This window comes from Streptomyces sp. Ag109_O5-10 (assembly GCF_900105755.1).
Lineage (GTDB): Bacteria > Actinomycetota > Actinomycetes > Streptomycetales > Streptomycetaceae > Streptomyces.
On record NZ_FNTQ01000001.1, the window covers coordinates 2,469,856 to 2,488,232 of the forward strand.

At 72.2% G+C, this 18,377-nt stretch carries 12 protein-coding genes; 1 reads left to right on the plus strand and 11 read right to left on the minus strand.

The window, feature by feature from the left end:
• Window positions 1-13 precede the first annotated feature (13 nt).
• The 4 genes from BLW82_RS11330 to BLW82_RS11345 form a co-directional block, all read right to left on the minus strand.
• On the minus strand, window positions 14-697 hold the full coding sequence (locus BLW82_RS11330) for a response regulator transcription factor (RefSeq protein ID WP_093498670.1): 684 nt from the start codon (window positions 695-697) through the stop codon (window positions 14-16).
• On the minus strand, window positions 694-1,845 hold the full coding sequence (locus BLW82_RS11335) for a sensor histidine kinase (protein ID WP_093498671.1): 1,152 nt from the start codon (window positions 1,843-1,845) through the stop codon (window positions 694-696). The genes BLW82_RS11330 and BLW82_RS11335 overlap by 4 nt, the downstream gene beginning before the upstream one ends.
• On the minus strand, window positions 1,842-2,384 hold the full coding sequence (locus BLW82_RS11340) for a CcdC protein domain-containing protein (RefSeq protein ID WP_093498672.1): 543 nt from the start codon (window positions 2,382-2,384) through the stop codon (window positions 1,842-1,844). The genes BLW82_RS11335 and BLW82_RS11340 overlap by 4 nt, the downstream gene beginning before the upstream one ends.
• 919 nt (window positions 2,385-3,303) lie before the next feature.
• Window positions 3,304-5,427, minus strand: coding sequence for a DNA gyrase/topoisomerase IV subunit B (locus tag BLW82_RS11345; RefSeq protein ID WP_093498673.1), 2,124 nt, complete (start codon window positions 5,425-5,427; stop codon window positions 3,304-3,306).
• Between the two features lie 441 nt (window positions 5,428-5,868).
• On the opposite strand from BLW82_RS11345, the gene BLW82_RS11350 reads away from it, so the two are divergent.
• Complete coding sequence (locus BLW82_RS11350) at window positions 5,869-6,099, plus strand: DUF7455 domain-containing protein (RefSeq protein ID WP_093498674.1); 231 nt, start codon at window positions 5,869-5,871, stop codon at window positions 6,097-6,099.
• A 97-nt stretch (window positions 6,100-6,196) separates the two neighbouring features.
• On the opposite strand, the gene BLW82_RS11355 is transcribed toward BLW82_RS11350, so the two are convergent.
• The 7 genes from BLW82_RS11355 to BLW82_RS11385 form a co-directional block, all read right to left on the minus strand.
• The gene (locus BLW82_RS11355) at window positions 6,197-7,063 is read right to left on the minus strand and encodes a serine protease (RefSeq protein ID WP_093498675.1); all 867 of its coding nucleotides are present in this window, start codon (window positions 7,061-7,063) and stop codon (window positions 6,197-6,199) included.
• Between the two features lie 121 nt (window positions 7,064-7,184).
• Window positions 7,185-8,741, minus strand: a complete 1,557-nt coding sequence (locus tag BLW82_RS11360) for an RNA polymerase sigma factor (protein ID WP_093507996.1) — start codon at window positions 8,739-8,741, stop codon at window positions 7,185-7,187.
• A 550-nt stretch (window positions 8,742-9,291) separates the two neighbouring features.
• On the minus strand, window positions 9,292-10,179 hold the full coding sequence (locus tag BLW82_RS11365) for a FadR/GntR family transcriptional regulator (protein WP_093498676.1): 888 nt from the start codon (window positions 10,177-10,179) through the stop codon (window positions 9,292-9,294).
• Between the two features lie 162 nt (window positions 10,180-10,341).
• Complete coding sequence (locus BLW82_RS11370; RefSeq protein WP_093498677.1) at window positions 10,342-13,077, minus strand: ABC transporter ATP-binding protein; 2,736 nt, start codon at window positions 13,075-13,077, stop codon at window positions 10,342-10,344.
• An 80-nt stretch (window positions 13,078-13,157) separates the two neighbouring features.
• Window positions 13,158-13,916, minus strand: coding sequence for an NUDIX hydrolase (locus BLW82_RS11375; protein WP_093498678.1), 759 nt, complete (start codon window positions 13,914-13,916; stop codon window positions 13,158-13,160).
• 188 nt (window positions 13,917-14,104) lie between these two features.
• Window positions 14,105-16,219 (minus strand): glycogen debranching N-terminal domain-containing protein, encoded by a 2,115-nt coding sequence (locus tag BLW82_RS11380; protein WP_093498679.1) that lies wholly within the window; start codon window positions 16,217-16,219, stop codon window positions 14,105-14,107.
• Between the two features lie 397 nt (window positions 16,220-16,616).
• Entirely contained in the window at window positions 16,617-18,260 is a 1,644-nt protein-coding gene (locus BLW82_RS11385) for a DUF4192 domain-containing protein (protein ID WP_093498680.1), read from the minus strand.
• Window positions 18,261-18,377: the final 117 nt, after the last annotated feature.

Sequence of the window (18,377 nt, forward strand, 5' to 3'; positions counted from 1 at the left end):
CCCATCAGGTGACTCAATCCGCTGGTGGCCGCACCAGCCCCTTCCCGTAGGCGTAACGCACCGCCTGGGCCCGGTCCTTGAGTCCCGTCTTGGCGAACAGGTTGTTGATGTGCGTCTTCACGGTCGCGGTGGAGACATGCAGCTTCCGGGCGATCTCCTGGTTGGTGAACCCGTCCGCGATCAGCACGAGGACCTCGGTCTCCCGCGCGGTCAGCCCGTCGGGCGCCTCGGCGGCCACGGGTTCCGGTTCGGGCTGCGACAGCCGCTCCAGCAGCCGCCGCTGGATGCTCGGCGACAGCCCCGCGTCCCCCGACAGCACGCTCTCCACGGCTCGCACGATCTCGTCCCCGCCCGCGTCCTTGGTCAGGTAGCCACGGGCGCCGGCGCGCAGCGCCGGGAACAGCGACTCGTCGTCCGCGAACGTCGTCAGCACCACTACCTGGGTCCCGGGGTACTCCGACCTGATCCGCCGGGTCGCCTCCACGCCGTCGCAGCGCGGCATCCTCAGGTCCATCAGCACCACGTCCGGGGAGAGTTCCGCGACCAGCCGGACCGCCTCCTCGCCGTCACCGGCCGCTCCGACGACCTCCACGCCGGGCAGCAGCCCGAGGAGCATCACGATCCCCTCCCTGACCACCGTCTGGTCGTCGGCGACCACGACCCGCGCGGGCTTCTTCTCCCCTTCCGTCTCCCTCATACGGGCACCCTCAACCTCACCTCGAACCCCTCCTCGTCACGCCCTGCCTCCAGCGACCCGCCCAGCAGCTCGGCCCGCTCCCGCATACCCAGCAGACCGTACCCGCCGCCGGCGCCGCTGAGCTCGCCGGGACGACCGCCCGAGTCCCGTACGTTCAGCGCCACTTCGTGCTCGCTGTAGTCCAGCCGCACCTGGACCTTGGCGCCCTGGGCGTGCTTGCGCACGTTCGTCAACGCCTCCTGGGCGACGCGCCGTACGGTCTGCGACGCCTCCACGGGCAGAGATCTGCGTTCACCCGTCACGGTGACCTCGGCGCCGTCGGTCGAGCCGACGAGTTCGGTCAGGAAGTCCTCCAGCGGGCTGAGCTCACCGCGCAGGGCGGACAGGGCCTGGCGGGTCTCCGCGAGTCCGTCGCGGGCCATTCCCCGGGCGGCCACCACCCGTTCGAGGATCTGCTCCCGGTCGGCTCCGCGCTCGATCAGCAACCGCGCGGCCTCCAGGTGCACCATCTGTGCCGACAGGCTGTGGGCCAGCACGTCGTGGATCTCCCGTGCGATCCTCGCCCGCTCCGCCAGCGCCGCCGACTCGGCCTCCGCGGCTCTCGCGGCACGCTCCTGGGCGAGCAGCCGCTGGGCGCTGCCCCGGGCCTCGGCGTCGAGTCGCATGACATAGCCGGCGAGAACCATTCCGACGACGGTGGCCGCGGTGGTCAGCCAGACGTCGTTGTTGAACGCGGAGTACGAGGCCAGGGCCACCGCGGTGAGGGGCAGCGCGATCGCGACCGGCAGCCGCTCCAGGGCGGAGATGCCGCAGCCGCACCAGATCACGAGGGCCGGTCCCCGGAAGCCGGTGGTCTCCGCCACCACCGCGATGGCGAGGAGGACGCTGACGAGCGCCAGGGACGGCACGAGCCTGTGGGCATAGGTGGTCCGGAAGAAACCCCACGAGACCAGTGCGGTCACGACGACCACCGCCACGGCCGCGGCCGCTCCCCAGCCGCGGACGTGCGACTGGCTGAAGGCGCTCCACAGCAGCAGGACGAGCACGAGCAGCCTCACGCCCCAGGCGAGGAACTGCCGGGGCCGGGAGAGCCCCTCCCGGCTCAGCGCTTCTCGCGAGGGCCAGCGTGTCCAGGCGTTCTCCGTCACACGCCTTCCCTCCTGGTGACCCGGGCCATGCCGTCACGGTACGCCCCGGCGGGGCCGCCGGCGGAGGCGGCAGAGGCGGCGGAGGGGAGCGACTGTGCGCGCCAGACGAGGATGCCGGCCCGCACCAGCAGGGTGACCGCCAGTCCGAGCATGAGGGCCGCACTGTCCTGGTGGACGCCGACCACGGCTCCGAGGGCGTAGAGCCCTAGACGTACGGCTATGCCGCCGAACCAGACGATCGCGCTGGCCTTGGTGCTCTTGGTCCACACGACGCCGTCGGCTTCCCGCCATACCCGGGTGGTCCAGGCCCAGGCGGCACCCATCACCAGTCCCACCAGCAGCTCCGTGCCGAGCAGCCCGACTGAGGCGATGCGGTGGTGGGTGTCGAGTATGCCCGGTTCACGCAGCGCGACGACCGCGAGGATCACGGGGACCAGCCACCAGCGCCTGCCGGTGTCGATCGGACGGGCGCGGAACTGGCGCACGATCACCACGACGACGACGGCCACGATCAGCAACGCGTTGACGAGCCCGGACATCAAAGCCTCCGTGAGCGGGAAGGGGCGGCGCCGGGAGCGGGAGCTGCCGACGCCTTCGACGCTATGGAAACGCGCAGGTCAGCAGATCGGAGCGAGGGTGGATCACGGGTGGATTCCAGCGAGCGGGATCCCTCCACCCCCGGGTGGAGAACCCCACGCGGGCCCACAGGGGCGGCCGACGGCGGTGCAGGCGAGCGACGGGCTGGACCGGTGGGTGGGGCTCGAACGGGTGTGGACGTCCGACGAGCGGATACGGAAGACCGCCGAGGGACTCCCGCGGAACGTCCGGCGGGCACCGGCAACACGCAGAACAGCCGACCACCAGTCGCCTCAACGCGACGCGACGTCCGGTTGCCCCAGGCATGGCGCCGCGCAACTGACGCCCAGCGCCACAAGCGTCGGCAAGCGCTCCGCGAGCGCTTCGGTTACGTAGGCCCCGAGCGCTTCACGAAGCGCCGGGCACCTCCCCGGAGCAACCGGCGGGCTCGGCACACCACAGCCGACAGGCTCCCCGCGGAAACGGAAACACGGAAACAGGGAAGCGCGAAAGCGACGGGCCCGCGGTCCCCGCAGGACACCCACCGGGCACGCCGCGCCAAGCCTGATGGGCGCCCCCACACTCTTCAGCCGGTCGCCCCCGGGGGACGCAGCAGGCACCCCGGCAGCCACCCCGCGCAGACCGTCACCCGCGCAGGCCGCCGCTCGGCGTCCGACCGGACTCCGACCGGACAACCGACGCCGCCGTCCCTGCCGGACCGGACAGGCCGGACAGGCCAGCCGGACGGCGAACCCCGCCGCCGTCCGGTCCACCGCGCCCCGGCACAGCGCATCCCGGCCCGCCGCATCAGGACCCGCCGCATCAGGACTCGCCGCGTCAGGGCCCGCCGGTCGCTTCTTCGGCTGCAGCCCAGCGCAGCGGTCACGCGTCGATCCGCGACCTGTCCAGCGTCGCCGCCGAGCCGGAGATGAACTCCTTGCGGGGAGCCACGTCGTTGCCCATCAGCAGGTCGAAGACCTGTTCGGCCGCCTCCAGGTCGGCAAGGTTGATGCGGCGCAGAGTGCGGTGGCGGGGGTCCATCGTCGTCTCGGCCAGCTGGTCGGCGTCCATCTCGCCGAGACCCTTGTAGCGCTGGATGGAGTCCTTGTACCGGATGCCCTTGCTCTGCAACTCCATGAGCTTGTCGCGCAGCTCGCGGTCCGAGTACGTGTACACGTACTTGTCCTGCCCCTTCTTGGGCTGCACGATCTCGATGCGGTGCAGCGGCGGCACCGCGGCGAAGACCCGGCCGGCCTCGACCATGGGCCGCATGTAGCGCTGGAACAGCGTCAGCAGCAGGCAGCGGATGTGCGAGCCGTCGACGTCGGCGTCGGTCATCATGATGATCTTGCCGTAGCGGGCTGCGTCGATGTCGAAGGTGCGGCCTGAGCCCGCCCCTATGACCTGGATGATCGCTCCGCACTCGGCGTTCTTCAGCATGTCCGTCACCGAGGACCGCTGGACGTTGAGGATCTTGCCGCGGATCGGCAGCAGGGCCTGGAACTCGGAGTTCCGGGCGAGCTTCGCCGTACCGAGCGCGGAGTCGCCCTCGACGATGAACAGCTCGCTGCGCTCGACGTCGTCGCTGCGGCAGTCGGCGAGCTTGGCGGGCAGGGACGAGGACTCCAGGGCCGTCTTGCGGCGCTGCGCGTCCTTGTGCTGGCGGGCCGCGATGCGGGTCCGCGCGGCGGCGACCACCTTCTCCATGACCACGCGGGCCTGGGCGGCGGCGTCGCGCTTGGTGGAGGTGAGGAACGCCTTCAGTTCCCTGGAGATCACGGTGTTCACGATCCGGCGGGCCGCCGAGGTGCCGAGGACCTCCTTGGTCTGGCCCTCGAACTGCGGCTCGGCGAGCCGGACGGTGACGACTGCGGTGAGGCCCTCCAGAGCGTCGTCCTTGACGATGTCGTCCTCTGCGACGCGCAGCAGCTTCTTGGCCCGTAGCGCCTCGTTGAGGGTCTCGCGGACGGCCTGCTCGAAGCCGGCCACGTGGGTGCCGCCCTTGGGCGTGGCGATGATGTTGACGAACGATTTGAGGTTCTGGTCGTAGCCGGTTCCCCAGCGCAGCGCCACGTCGACGCCGAGTTCGCGGGTGACCTCGGTGGGGGTCATCTGGCCGTGTTCGTCCAGGACCGGGACGGTCTCCTTGAAGGTGCCCTGTCCGGAGAAACGGAGGACGTCGCAGACCGGCTTGTCGGTGGCCAGGTACTCGCAGAACTCGCTGATGCCGCCGTCGAAGCGGAACGACTCCTCGCCCTTGCTGCCGCCCTCGCCGAGGCCGAGTTCGTCACGGACGACGATGGTCAGGCCGGGCACCAGGAACGCGGTCTGGCGGGCTCGCTGGTGCAGCGTGTCCAGGGAGAGCTTGGCGTCCTTGAGGAAGATCTGACGGTCGGCCCAGTAGCGCACGCGCGTGCCGCTGCGGGTCTTGGGCACGCGCTTGGTCTTGCGCAGCCCGCTCCCGGCCTCGAACTTGCCGTCCGGTCCCGCGCCGGCGAAGACCCCCGGCACGCCACGGCGGAAGCTGATGGCGTGCACACTGCCGCCGCGGTCGACCTCGACGTCGAGACGCGCGGACAGCGCGTTGACCACGGAGGCGCCGACACCGTGCAGACCGCCGGAGGCCGCGTAGGAGCCGCCGCCGAACTTGCCGCCGGCGTGCAGCTTGGTCATGACGACCTCGACGCCGGACAGGCCGGTCTTGGGCTCGACGTCCACGGGGATGCCGCGGCCGTTGTCCCGGACCTCGACGGAGCCGTCGTCGTGGAGGACGACGTCGATGTGGTCGCAGTACCCGCCCAGGGCCTCGTCCACGGCGTTGTCGATGATCTCCCACAGGCAGTGCATCAGACCGCGGCTGTCGGTCGAGCCGATGTACATGCCGGGGCGTTTGCGCACGGCTTCGAGGCCCTCAAGGACGAGCAGGTGCCGCGCGGTGTAGTTGGAACCGTCCCGGTCTGCTCCTGCCAGCAGCGCTGTGGACGGCACGGACGTATCGGCGGTCACGCGGTTCGCTCCTCGCTGAATTTCAATGGAGCCCCTTTGGGGTAAGGGGCTGGCTTCGGTCGCCGCTCAGAGGGTACCGAGGCCTGGTAGAGCCGTTGTAACGCCACCCTCGTCATGAACTCACACTAGTCCAGTGTCGTATGCGTGTTCGATCCCTCGATGGAGTGAAGTACATATCACGTTCCCTTCGAGGCATGAACCATTTAGGCTCCGGGCACGTCCTCACAAACAACCGGCAACCCGGCCGGGAGGATGAGACCGATGAATCGCGCGAACCCGTAAGCACCTAAGAAGACGCAATACGGCACATTCGCCGCCAACCGGCAGCAGACGGCCACCTCGAAAGATTTTTTTCGAGGAGAAGCCCCGAGCGGGAACGTTTTCGGGCTGGTTGGATGTTGACCCTGGTACGACAGCTCGTCGAGCTAGAGAAGAGGCGACGTGACTACTGTTCTGACCCCCGCGAGCCACCTGACGGCCGCCGATCGCTGCGACCGCTGCGGCGCCCAGGCATACCTGCGCGTCGTGCTGCTCAGCGGCGGAGAACTGCTCTTCTGCGCCCACCACGGCCGCAAGTTCGAGCCGGAACTCAAGAAGATCGCCGCTGAGATACAGGACGAGACGGAACGGCTGACCTCCGTTCCGGCCAACGCCTCGGAAGATGAGCGCTGACCTCTCGCATCCACGACGAGCCAGCTCCGGCACAGGCCGGTGAAGGGCGGCCGCTCCTCAGGGAGCGGCCGCCCTCGTCGTATCCGCGGCAAAGCTCTCAGGAGCGCCCGTGAGGCCCTCGCGCACCGCTGAGCGCCCCTCCGGGACCAAGTGCGCGTACGACCTCGGAGACGCGCGTGTAGACGCCGGGACTGCCCGGTCGCCCACAGCCGCTCCCCCATGACACGAGCCCGATCAGCTTCCCCTTGGCGACCAGCGGCCCGCCGCTGTCTCCCTGGCAGGCGTCAGGGCCACCCCGGGTCTCCCCCGCGCACACCATCGAGTCCGACCGGTAGGTGCCGTCGGGGCCGCCGGGATAGGCCCGCTCGCACGTCCCGTCCGGCAGCACGTGGAGCCGCGCCGCGTACAGCCGGCGCGAGTAGTCGCCGCCGCCGGTGACGTCGCCCCAGCCGGAGACCAGGGCACTGGTACCGGGCGCGTAGGCGGTGTCCCCCCGGGGGGCCATCGCGATGACCGAGCGGGCCGGCAAGGGCTCGGCAAGGGTGAGGACGGCGAAGTCACCGGTGTTCGCGTCGGGGTCGTAGTCCGGATTGATCCGGGCCACGGTCACCGGGATCTCCTTGCCCTGTGGGGCGAGCAGATCCGTGCGTCCCGCGATGACCTTGAGGTCGCGGACCGGGTCGTCCGGCCCGCCGATGACCTCGTCGGCAAGGCAGTGGGCCGCGGTCAGCACGGTGGTCCGCCCGATCGCCACCCCGCCGCAGAACTGACCGGCCCGCGTACCTCCGAACCGGTCACGGCTGGACAGCGCGACCGTCCACGGGGCCTGGGAGACGTCGACGGGGAAGCCGCCGACCACGACGCTGTCGGCGGTGGCGGGAGACGTGGTGGCCAGCGGTATGGCCGTGCTGACGGCCGCCAGGATCAGCGGCCGGATCAGGGCCGGGGCAACAGAACGGCGCATGCACGCTCCTCACTCTGGGTGGGACTTGGACACCCAGAGTCATCCAGCGCACCGCACCCCGCAGCACGAAGACCCGGCCTCCGCAGTGGGAGGCCGGGCCTTCGACGCCGTACGGGGCGATTTAGTCGAGGTAGTCGCGCAGCACCTGGGACCGCGACGGGTGGCGCAGCTTCGACATGGTCTTCGACTCGATCTGACGGATGCGCTCACGCGTGACGCCGTACACCTTGCCGATCTCGTCAAGGGTCTTCGGCTGACCGTCGGTGAGACCGAACCGCATGGAGACGACCCCGGCCTCGCGCTCGGACAGGGTGTCCAGCACCGAGTGCAGCTGCTCCTGGAGGAGCGTGAAGCTGACGGCGTCGGCGGGGACGACGGCCTCGGAGTCCTCGATGAGGTCGCCGAACTCGCTGTCGCCGTCCTCGCCCAGCGGGGTGTGCAGGGAGATGGGCTCACGGCCGTACTTCTGGACCTCGATGACCTTCTCCGGGGTCATGTCGAGTTCCTTGGCCAGCTCCTCCGGGGTGGGCTCGCGGCCCAGGTCCTGGAGCATCTGGCGCTGCACGCGCGCGAGCTTGTTGATGACCTCGACCATGTGCACCGGGATACGGATGGTGCGGGCCTGGTCGGCCATGGCGCGGGTGATCGCCTGCCGGATCCACCAGGTGGCGTACGTGGAGAACTTGTAGCCCTTGGTGTAGTCGAACTTCTCGACCGCGCGGATCAGACCGAGGTTGCCCTCCTGGATGAGGTCCAGGAAGAGCATGCCGCGGCCGGTGTAGCGCTTGGCCAGGGAGACCACCAGACGGAGGTTGGCCTCCAGGAGGTGGTTCTTGGCGCGGCGGCCGTCCTCGGCGATGATCTCCAGCTCGCGCTTGAGCTTGGGGGCCAGCTTGTCGGCGTTGGCCAGCTTGTCCTCGGCGAACAGACCGGCCTCGATGCGCTTGGCGAGTTCGACCTCCTGCTCGGCGTTGAGCAGGGGGACCTTGCCGATCTGCTTGAGGTAGTCCTTGACCGGGTCGGCGGTGGCACCGGCCGCGGCGACCTGCTGCGCCGGCGCGTCGTCCTCGTCCTCGTCGGACAGGACGAAGCCCGCGCTCTCGGTGCCCTCCGGCTCCTCGGCGCCCGCCTTGGCCTCCTCGAGGACCTCGTCCTCGAGGATCTCGGCGTCGTCCTTCTTGGCTGCGGTCTTCTTGGCCACCGTCTTCTTGGCGGCGGCGGTCGCGGTCTTCTTCGCGACCGTCTTCTTGGCGGCGGGGGCGGCCTTCTTGGCAACGGCCTTCTTCACGGGCGCCGCCTCCTCGGCCGGGTCGTCGGCGACGGCGGTCGGCGCCACGGCGGGGGCGGCCGTGGCGGTGGCCTTCCTGGTGGTCACCGTCTTGGCCGCGACCGTCTTGGTGGCGGTGCGCTTGGCCGGACTCTTCGCTGCGACGCTCTTACGGGTGCGCTTGGGCTCCGCGGCACTGACCATCAGCGTCACACCCTCTTCCTCAAGGATCTGGTTGAGGCTGCGCAGTACGTTCTTCCACTGAGTGGCCGGAATCTGGTCAGCTTCGAAGGCCCGACGCACATCGTCGCCGGCGATCTGCCCCTCAGCCTTTCCCCGCTCAATGAGAGCCATGACAGAGACGGACTCGGCGATCTCCGGCGGGAGCGTACGGGATGTGCTGGCCGACACGAACAACCTCTCGGAACGTTGGAAAACGGCTTCCGGCCCCGTCCGGGACGGACTGGAGCCGACCGCCGGCTTGGGGATGGGCCGACGGCGCGGGCGGGGGCCGGGGAGAGTCACAGCGCCACTTATGGCGTCCGTATTCCCTCCGCGACTGTCACCTCTTAGGTCATCGCGCTGTCCGCAAGAGCGTTACGCCCAATCTACGTGGCCCGAGTCACACCCCGTAAGTGCTCAAAAACGGTCAGACATGGGCATAGGTTGTCGTTGATGATCTCTCCGGGCCGTTCGGACCACTTCGAAGCCCGCCGCACGCCCCTCCCGCGCAGCCCTCCGCAGGGCCCCCGCACAACCGGTCCGGTCGTACGAGCGCCGCGGGACCCGTCGCGCCAACGGCCACCGCGCCCGGGCCGCGCCCAGCCCCGCCGTACCGCCGGGCCCCGCCGGAGCCCTGAAGGATCCGGCGGGGTCCGGCGGCGGCCGGCGGAAGCGGGTTTCCGAACCGACGGCGCCCCGAGAACGCGGGGCTGACCGAGCGCACCGCCCTCGGTGCGGGTCAGTGCTCGCGCGGAGCAGGCACCACGCGCTCCACCTCGGGGTGGACGGTCAGCAGCTGACGCATCGCGGACTCGGCCGCGGTACCGTCGCCGGTACCGAGCGCGTCGACGATCCGCGCGTGCTGGGCCAGGGACGTCTCGTTCGGCCGCTCGCAGCCGGTGAACGGGCCGCCGGACACCTGGAGGGCCGCCGACACGATGCCGGACAGGTGCTCCAGCATGCGGTTGCCCGCGATCTGGATGAGCAGCGAGTGGAACTCGGCGTCTGCGCGCGAGAAGGTCAGCGCGTCGCCCTGCGCCATCGCGTGGCTCATGATCTCCACCATGTCGCAGAGCCGCTGCTGGACGTCCTCCCGCCCGTGCCCGGCGGCGAGGCGGGCGGCGAGCGGCTCGATCGTCCAGCGCAGCTCGCTGAGCTCGCGACGCTGGTCGTCGCGCTGCGGCCCGAAGGCCCGCCATTCGATGATGTCCGGGTCGAGGAGGTTCCAGTCGCTGACGGGACGTACCCGCGTGCCGACGTTCGGGCGGGCACTGACCAGGCCCTTGGCCTCCAGGACCCGGAGGGACTCGCGGACGACGGTGCGGGAGACCTCGAAACGCTGGCCGATCTCCTCGGGGACCAGGGGGCGGTCCGCGCCCAGGTCGCCTGAGACGATCATCTGACCCAGCTGTTGGACGAGTTGACCGTGCAGTCCGCGGCCACGGCTGCCCGCGGCGCGCCGGCCCACACGGCCCAGCTCCGGATCCGCGCCCTCCCAGGCGGGCGTTCCGACCCGATCGACGGCGGGGACCTCCGCGTAGGGGTAGCGGTCGAGTTCGCCCGGGCCGACCAGACCAGAGTCTGCGGAGCGGGCGGCGGTCATCATGGTGTGCGCAAGGGTACTCACGGATCCTTTGTCGGCGCTGCCTCCAACTCCCTTGAGGTCTTTGGTGAAAAGCACACGAAAGGGTGATCGCTCACCCCATCGCAATTGACGCCTTATCGGAAAGAAATGGCCGTTCTGCGCGGAGTTGTGCACACGGGAGGATCGCAAGCGCCCGGTCCGTGGTCACCGGGCCCTGGTCCGCAGGGTGCTGAACAGATACGCGCAGACCAGCGCCATCAGCGACAACGCCATTGCGGCGCCCACGGGTTGGGCCAGCACCCGGACCGCGCCGACCAGATACCGCTCTCCCCCGAAGGGCCACTTCAGCAGGAACGTCTCCCGCATCCGCATCGGGAGCCCGGCGGCCATCCGTACTCCCGTCCCGTGCACGGCCCTGTGTACGACGGGGACGACGAGCACGGGCACGGCGAGCACCGCGGCGAGCCCGGCCGTGGTGGACCGGAAGACACCGGCCGCCAGTACGCCGGCCCAGGCGCAGCCGACGACCAGCGCGAACCAACTCGCGGTGAGGGAGATCCAGTCGGCGGGAACCTGTGCGAGCTCCCGTCCGTAGACGAGGTAGAGCACTTCGGCGTCACAGCCCAGGGTGAGGAACGAGAGCAGTACCGCGGTCGCCCCGGAGACCAGCAGTTTCGCGGTGAGCAGCCCGAGCCGGCGCGGCACCGTGCCACGGTCCGCAGCCAGCGCGGGGTGACGGAACTCGTCTCCGAAGGCCAGGGCCCCGAGCAGTCCCGCACCGAGCGCCGCCGGGGGCAGCGGCAGCTCCCGCGGCCAGGCGGCGAACAGCCGGGCCTGCGGCGTGTGTCCCACCCGGGCCAGCAGGACGGCGATGAGGGCAGACACCAGCAGCACGACACCGCAGGTGAGGAAGCCGGTGCCGATGCCGGCGGCCCGGCGGAGCTCGTAACGCAGGGGGCGCAGGGGGCCGGGGGCGGGACGGACGGAGATGGGGGGCGGAAGCGGGGAGAGAGGGTCCGGCTCGCCATCGACGCAGTCGAGGCGCGCGGGGGCGGCCGGCGGCGGGGCGGACGCCTCTCCGGTTGCCGGAGCCTTGCGGGGTTCCGGTTCCGGCTGCGGATGCCCGGCGGGCCGTTGGACGGCGGAGGTTTCACCGGCTCCCGCTGGGGCGGCGGGCCGGGTCGCGGGAGCGTGCACGGATGTGGCGCCAATCGACAGCTCGTCGCTGACGGCCTCACCGGACATGGCGTCCGCCGGGAGCGGGCCCGCAGGAGCATCGGCGGACACTACGCAGGGCCTCGGCCGGGCCGCGGCGGCGACGACATGGGCCGACGGCCGGGCGGTCGGGGCCTGGACGGACACCGGACGGCTCGGCGGCTGGGCGGGCGTGGCGGCCGGTGGCTGAGCCGGCACGACGGGCACGGCGGGCAGTGTCCGGGTCGCCCCAGCGTGCCCGGAGGCCGCGACGGACTCGACAGGGGCCGACGGCTTGCCGGGCAAGGGGGTGGCCGAGGCAGCGGCCGACGGCCCTGCTGTCCCTGGAGCGCGCAACTCGCCCGCGGTGCGCATACGGGTGGCCTGCTCCGCGTCCGCAGTCGTCGGCGGGGAGGTGACGGGCGGGTGGCCGGTGCAGCCCGCGACGGTGGTGCGGGACTGGGGTTCAGCCGCGTCGCAGGGCTCCGTTGCGGCCGTCGGCCGGCTCCGGCCCTGCTCCTGGTCGGTGGTGCGGGGCTGCCGCGCGAGGCCCGGGACGGCGGGCTGCGGGCCGCCCAGCTCCGTCCTCGGCTGAGGTGCGACCGCGGGTGCGTCCGCATCCCTGCGCAGGTCCGCGGCCGGTGCGTCCTGCCGACCTGCGGCGGTCGCTTCCTCGGCCGACTGCGGGTACGCCGGCCGCGCATGGTGCGCCGCGGCCCGCTCCCCCGCACTCTCGGCACCTCGCCGCTCGCCCGTCGGCTGCCCCCCCTCAGCCGCGGCCGGTTCACCGGGATCCGGCTCCGGCCACGTCGTCTGCGGTGTCGCTGCCGCCTCCGGACCCTCCTCCGCCTGGGGCTCAGCCCCGGCGCCCGCCCCCATGTCGCCGATCTCGTCGGCGAGTTGGTGGACCAGGATGCTGTGACGGAAGGCGGTCTCGCCGACCTCGGCGGTCGAACTGCCGTACACGGAGAGGCGGTTGGCGCCTTCCCGTACGACCTCCACCGAGCGGTGGGCGGCGCGGGCCTCCTTGCTGAGGGCGGCGGCGAGCCGGGCGGCGTGGGGGCTGCGGACGGCCACGCGTGGGCGGAGCCGGGTGCGGGCGAACTCGCCGGCCTCCTGGTCCGCGACGAGCCTGCCGGCCTCCAGGGTGACGACGCGGTCGGCGGCGCGGGCGGCCTCCTTGGGGTCGGCGGTGGTGAACAGAACCGTGCCGCCCTGTGCCGCGTGCGCCCGGAGCATGCGGTGCAGCCAGTGGGCTTCGCGGGTGGGGAGGCCGTCCGCGGGTTCGTCCAGGACGAGGGTGTGCGGGTCGGCGAGGAGCGCGCAGGCCAGGCCGAGTCGGCGGTCCATGCCGTGCGACAGCGTGCCGAGGCGCTCCTCGCGCAGACTGACGAGCCCGACCGCTTCGAGCACCTCGTCGGCGCGGCGGGCGGGCACCCCGGCCGCCGCGCACAGCATGCGCAGATGACCACGGACGGAACGGGACGGGTGGCCGGGGACATCGCCCAGGACCACGCCGACCTCGCGCGCGGGGTGGGCGATGCGGTGCAGGGGGCGGCCCCTGAAGTAGGTCAGGCCGCGGCCCTGTTGGAGTTCGAGCATCAGTCTGAGCGTCGTGGTCTTGCCCGCGCCCGCCTCGCCCAGGAGCGCGGTGACGCGGCCCGCGCTCGCTTCGAAGGTCACGTCGTCGACGGCGGGCGGGTGCGCCTTGCGGGGGGTGCTGGTCAGTCCGAAGGCCTGGATCACCTTAGGGAAGATAGCGCGGAATGACCGTTTTTCCGGGTATAGAAGGTTTTAACCTCGCCCAAGTTCGCGCTGTCGGACGGTCACACCTCGGGCCGGAGCATCGGCGGGTTGAGCAGAGTGGCCCCGCCGGCCCGGAAAAGCTGGGCCGGACGGCCGCCCTGGCGAGTGGTCGTACCGCCGGTGGGCACGAGAAAGCCGGGGGTTCCGGTCACCTTGCGGTGGAAGTTCCGCGGGTCGAGCGCCACTCCCCACACCGCCTCGTAGACCCGGCGCAGCTCGCCGACCGTGAACTCGGGCGGGCAGAACGCGGTGGCCAGGGACGAGTACTCGATCTTGGACCGAGCCCGCTCCACCCCGTCGGACAGGATCTGGGCGTGGTCGAAGGCGAGCGGCGCGACGGGCTCGCCGTCCCGGCCGTAGCCGCCTTGCGCGAGCAACTCCTCCACCGGCGCCCAGCGAGCGTTGCTGGCATCGCCGCCCGCGCGCGGTGCGGGGAGGTCGGGGGCGAGGGCGAGGTGGGCGACGCTGACCACACGCATCCGCGGGTCGCGCTTGGGGTCACCGTAGGTCGCCAGCTGCTCCAGATGGGCTCCGCCCTCCTGCGCGGGGGCGTCGGGGTCGTGGGCCCGCAGCCCTGTCTCCTCCGCGAGTTCCCGCGCCGCCGCCTGCGAGAGGTCCTCGTCGGCCCGCACGAAGCCGCCCGGCAGCGCCCAGCGCCCCTGGAACGGCGACTCGCCTCTGCGCACCGCCAGCGCGCACAGGGCATGTCGGCGCACGGTCAGCACGACCAGGTCCACGGTGACGGCGAACGGCGGAAAGGCTGACGGGTCGTAGGGCATGCGGTGATCATAGTCGTCTGCCTGACGATAAACACTCCCTTCGGTACTCACTCGGACGGCTGATCCACTTCGCTCCGGTATGCGCCTCCGTCGTGCGCCTCCGTTCCTTCCGGCACGCGGGCGCGACCCCGTCGTCCTGTCGCCGCTGCCGTGACGCCGTACCTGGTCGCGCTGCTCCCGACAGGAGCTCACACCCCCAGCTGCAGGCCGTCCGCGGCCTCCTCGACCATGGCCTGACCGAGTCGGCTGACCCGCACCGAGAAGGGAGCACCGGCCACTCGCAGCCCGGTCAGGCCGAGCTCGCCCAGGGGCGCGCTGTGGACCGGGCGGAGGGTGACGGTTCCTGCCGGGGCGTCGGGGCGGATGCCGGCGAGGGTGGTGAGGAGCAGGATCCCGGCCGCGGCGGCCGTGGCCGCCGGACGGCAGGCCGCGGGATGCGGAAGGGGAGCACTTCCCTCGCGGCGCTGCTCTCCGGCGAACATCTCCGGCAGCCGGTGGCCGAAGTGCTCGGCCGCCGCGAGCAGGCCGCGCAGCAGTCCGCCCGCCTCCTTCTCGTAGCCCGTGGCAGCCAGCCCGGCGACGGCGAGTGCCGTCTCCTGGACCCGGACGGCGCCGGAGCGATGCCCGAACGGACTGTGCCCCGCCTCCTTCGCGCCCAGGCCACGCAAGCCCCATCCCGAGTCCATGGCCGGTCCGCCGAGCAGCCGGGCGAGCTGCTCGGTCTGCACCTTGTCGAGCAGGCCGGCGGCCAGTTCGCCGCCGCCGAGCAGGCCGGTGTCGAGCAGGTGCACGGCGGTGGAGCCCAGGTGGGCCAGGGGACGGCCGTCCGGGGTCAGGGCCGCGGCAGGACGGCCGCCACCCCGGTCGTCGACCCAGAAGTCCACGCGGAACGCCTTCCTCAGCTCCGCAGCCCACTGCCGCAGCCCGCCGCTTCCGGGCCGCCCGCAGGCGTCGAGGAGGTCGGCACCGAGCAGGGCGGCGCGGTGGGCGTGGGCCTGGGTCTCGCCGCGCGTGGGGCCGCCGGGCTCCGGGTCGCGGAGGTAGGTCCGGTCGCCCACCGTGGTACGCAGCCAGGCCAGGCAACGCTCGGCGGCGGGCAGCAGTTCCCGTGTCTCCTGGTCCGGGAGTCCCCAGCGGCGGGCCTCCGCCAGCAGGACGGGGAAGAGCAGGGTGGCCTCCGTACCCGTGCAGCCCGGTGGCAGATGTGCTCCGGCGTCGCGGCGCGGGCCGGGGATCATGCCGGTCCGGGGTCCCGGACCGCGGAGCTGGGTGCGGGCCAGGGTGCGCAATGTGCCGGCCGCGAGACGGGTACCGAGGGGCAGCGCCATCCGGGCTGCGGCGAGCGCCTCGGCCGGTGCCAGACCACAGCGCCAGGGCGCCCCTGCGGCGAGACAACTGTCGGTGGGGTGCGCGGGATCGCGGAGCAGCAGCGCCTGGAGATCGTCGATGCTCGCCCTCAGCAGGACGGGGACCCTCGGGTCGTCGCCCGTCGCTCTGGCCGGTGCCAGCGGGCTGGTCGCGGCACGTCCCACGGCGCGCAGGGGACTCGCGCCGTCCGGGCGCACTCGCAGCTCCACGCTCTCCGTTCCGCCCGGCGGCAGCTCGAACTCCCAGCGCAGCAGTCCCGCCGAGGCCAGCGCGTCGGACGGTGGCGGGTCCGCCGTGACCGAGGCGTTGCCGGTGGCGGTGGTCCAGCGGAGGCCGGAGTCGTGGACACTGGCCGCGACTTCGGGTCCCGGGACGCCGGAGGCGATGGCGCCCAGGTCTGCCAGGTCCGTGCCGAGGGCCACCTCCAGGGGCAGGCGGAGGGGGTGGGGTGCGCAGTTGCGCAGGATGATGCGCTCGGTGCCGTCGGCGTGCCGGACCCGTTCCACGACGACGTCCGGATCCGGGCCCGCCGCCGGGGAGGCGCGGAGCGTGCCGACGAAGCGGGCGGAGTCCGCTCCCGTCATCCGGGCCTGCACGGCGAGCGGTTCACGGCCTGCCACACGGACCTGGCAGCGCGCGAGCAGCCGCCGGCCCGCGCGGTAGAACCCTTCCAGCCCCTGGCCGGTCAGCTGACCGTGTTCAGTGGAGATGGCGAGGCCGGGCAGCGCGACACAGATCAGGGCGTTGTGCGTGGGCGGCAGGCCGCCGACGCACCCCGGGCCGTGGGGAACCGCGCGGGCGGGGGTGGGCCGGGGTGCCCGGCCGCGCGGCTGTGCGGGGCCGAGGAGGCCGCCGTCGGCCGACGGCGGCCAGGGCGGACCGTCCCGCAGGCGGCGGTTGTCGGTGGCGGTGGCGGGCGGAGTCGGCTGATGCATGGGGAGGCTTCTTCTTTGCGCTGTGCGCCCGTGCTGTGCCGGGCGCCGGGCGGAGGGCTCCGGAGGGACGGACGGCGGCACGGCCCGTCCAGGCGTTCCGCCACTCAGGTGAACGGAGGCGGACTCCTCCTGGTCACGCCTTCGGCTGCCGAACCCGATCGGATGTCGGTGCGGTGCCGCGTGGTTCACTCCGGCCGGCCGGCGCCTGTGGCCGCGCGCATCCCGGGTCCGACGGGCCGACGGGGCGTCTGCCGGAGAGCGGGCGGCCGTGGTGCAGCCCCGCGTCCCTCCGGCGAGACTCCTGGAGCAGCGGCCGACATCACCGGCCGAGATCCGGCCTGCTGCCGCCCATGACAGTCCCCCGTTCGCTCTTCCCTTCGCTGTTCATTCGTTCGTTTCATTCGTCCCCCTCGTTGCGGCCGGTCGCAGGTCGGCCGCCCTCCTGCGCGGCTCGGCCGCCCGTCTCACTCCGCTCCGCCTTATCCGTGCCACGCGTGCGCGTGCGGCCCGGACCGGCGACGCCGGGGCGGGTGCGCGCCGAGCGCATTTGTCGCGGCCGGGCACCGGCCGGCCGCGGCCGTCGGTCGTCGGCGGCCCCTCCGGTGCGTGGCGGACGGCCGCGCCGGGTGCCGGAAGCGGCGGCGGACGAGCCGGCGTCGTCGTGATGCGACGGACCGGCGTCGGCGACCGCTGTGTCCGCAGCCGCCGCGGTGCCGACGACTGCGTTGCCGTGCGCCGGCCCGCGGCGGACGTGGTCCTTGAGCTCCAGCCGTTCCGTGTGCTGCGTGTGCTCCGCGTGCTCCACGTGCTGCGTCTGCTGCGTGTGCTCCGTCTGCTCCGTGGGTTCCGCGCACTCCGCCGGTGCCGTGCGTTCCGGGCGCAGGCAGCGGCGGATCAACTCCGGGTCGATGCCCTCGTTGCAGGCCTGGTGGAGCAGCTTCGCGAAGAGGTAGCCGGGGTCCGCGCCCAGGGCCATCGCGAAGGCCTCCCGTGCCTCCAGGTCGTCACCGGTCGACCAGGCCACCCAGCCCGCCAGCGTGAGGGGAGCGGCGGCGTGTTCGCCGTAGGGGCCGACGCAGCGGCGGGCCAGGGCTCGCCACAGCCGCAGGGCGGGTCCCGCCTGGTCGCCCTCCATCCAGGCGGCCGCGCGGTCGCGGGTCACGCGGTCCTGCAGTCCGAGAATCAGCGTCGCGGCCTCCTCGTGGGAGAGCAGGGCGTCGTCGCGGGCATCCGACTGGTGGGTCCCGGACACGGGGGTGGCCACGGCGTACCGTTCGATGACGTGCCCGGCGAGGGCGAGGGTCTCTTCGGCCACGTCCGCGCGGAACGCGTCGTCGAGGATGCGGGGCACCAGTGCCATGCCGGCGCCGTCCAGGGCGATCTCCTGGTCCAGCACGGCGCCGGTCTCCCAGGGCAGCAGCCTGGCCCGCAGCTCGCGCAGGCTCCCTCGGACCTGGATTCCGGCGTAGGTGGCAGCGGCCGCGAGCACCGAGGTGCCGGGCAGGCCCATGGGGGCGCCCTCGGGCGGACAGCATTCTTCGGTCGGGCAGCAGTACGACCAGAAGCGGCCGTCCGAGACACACAGTGCCTCGATCACCGGCACGTCGAGCCGGCCGCACTCCACACGCAGCAACTGGGTCAGCGGTGCGAGGCGCCGCATCACGTCCCGGCCCGATTCGCCGGGCGCCGGTTCCTGGCAGACGTAGGCGACCATCTGCTCGGGCCGGGCTCCCCGGCGCTCGCCGCCGGTCACCAGTCCCTGCGCGAGCTGGCGTGCGGCCGACTCCCAGTCGTCCTGGTGGGCGGGGATGCCGAGCCGGGCGCGTCCGCCGAAGCGGCCGCGGCCGGCGCGGTCGTGAAGGGCCACCAGCACCATGCTGTCCTCGGGGCGGTAACCGAGCAGATAGGGCAGCGCATCGGCCAGTTCGGCCGGGGTGCGCAGGGTGACCTGGGTGTCGTGAGCGGACGGCCCGAGCGGGATCGCGTCCCGGGAGATGTCGCCGTTTTCGGAGGGTCCGGCGGTTTCGCTGTGATTCGTCATGCGCAGACGATCTCGCGGATCCCATGATTCCGGTTTGACCTGTGGATAAGTCGAATCAGGGACACGACAAAGCCGTCTCCGGTATCCACAGGCCCGCCCGGCTGTCGGTCCCGTCCT

What these genes read in the sequence shown, in the direction of transcription:
- BLW82_RS11380 (WP_093498679.1), bottom strand. Translation starts at nt 16,219, where the DNA reads ATGCATCAGCCGACTCCGCCCGCCACCGCCACCGACAACCGCCGCCTG.
- BLW82_RS11385 (WP_093498680.1), bottom strand. Translation starts at nt 18,260, where the DNA reads ATGACGAATCACAGCGAAACCGCCGGACCCTCCGAAAACGGCGACATC.
- BLW82_RS11355 (WP_093498675.1), bottom strand. Translation starts at nt 7,063, where the DNA reads ATGCGCCGTTCTGTTGCCCCGGCCCTGATCCGGCCGCTGATCCTGGCG.
- BLW82_RS11330 (WP_093498670.1), bottom strand. Translation starts at nt 697, where the DNA reads ATGAGGGAGACGGAAGGGGAGAAGAAGCCCGCGCGGGTCGTGGTCGCC.
- BLW82_RS11340 (WP_093498672.1), bottom strand. Translation starts at nt 2,384, where the DNA reads ATGTCCGGGCTCGTCAACGCGTTGCTGATCGTGGCCGTCGTCGTCGTG.
- BLW82_RS11375 (WP_093498678.1), bottom strand. Translation starts at nt 13,916, where the DNA reads ATGCCCTACGACCCGTCAGCCTTTCCGCCGTTCGCCGTCACCGTGGAC.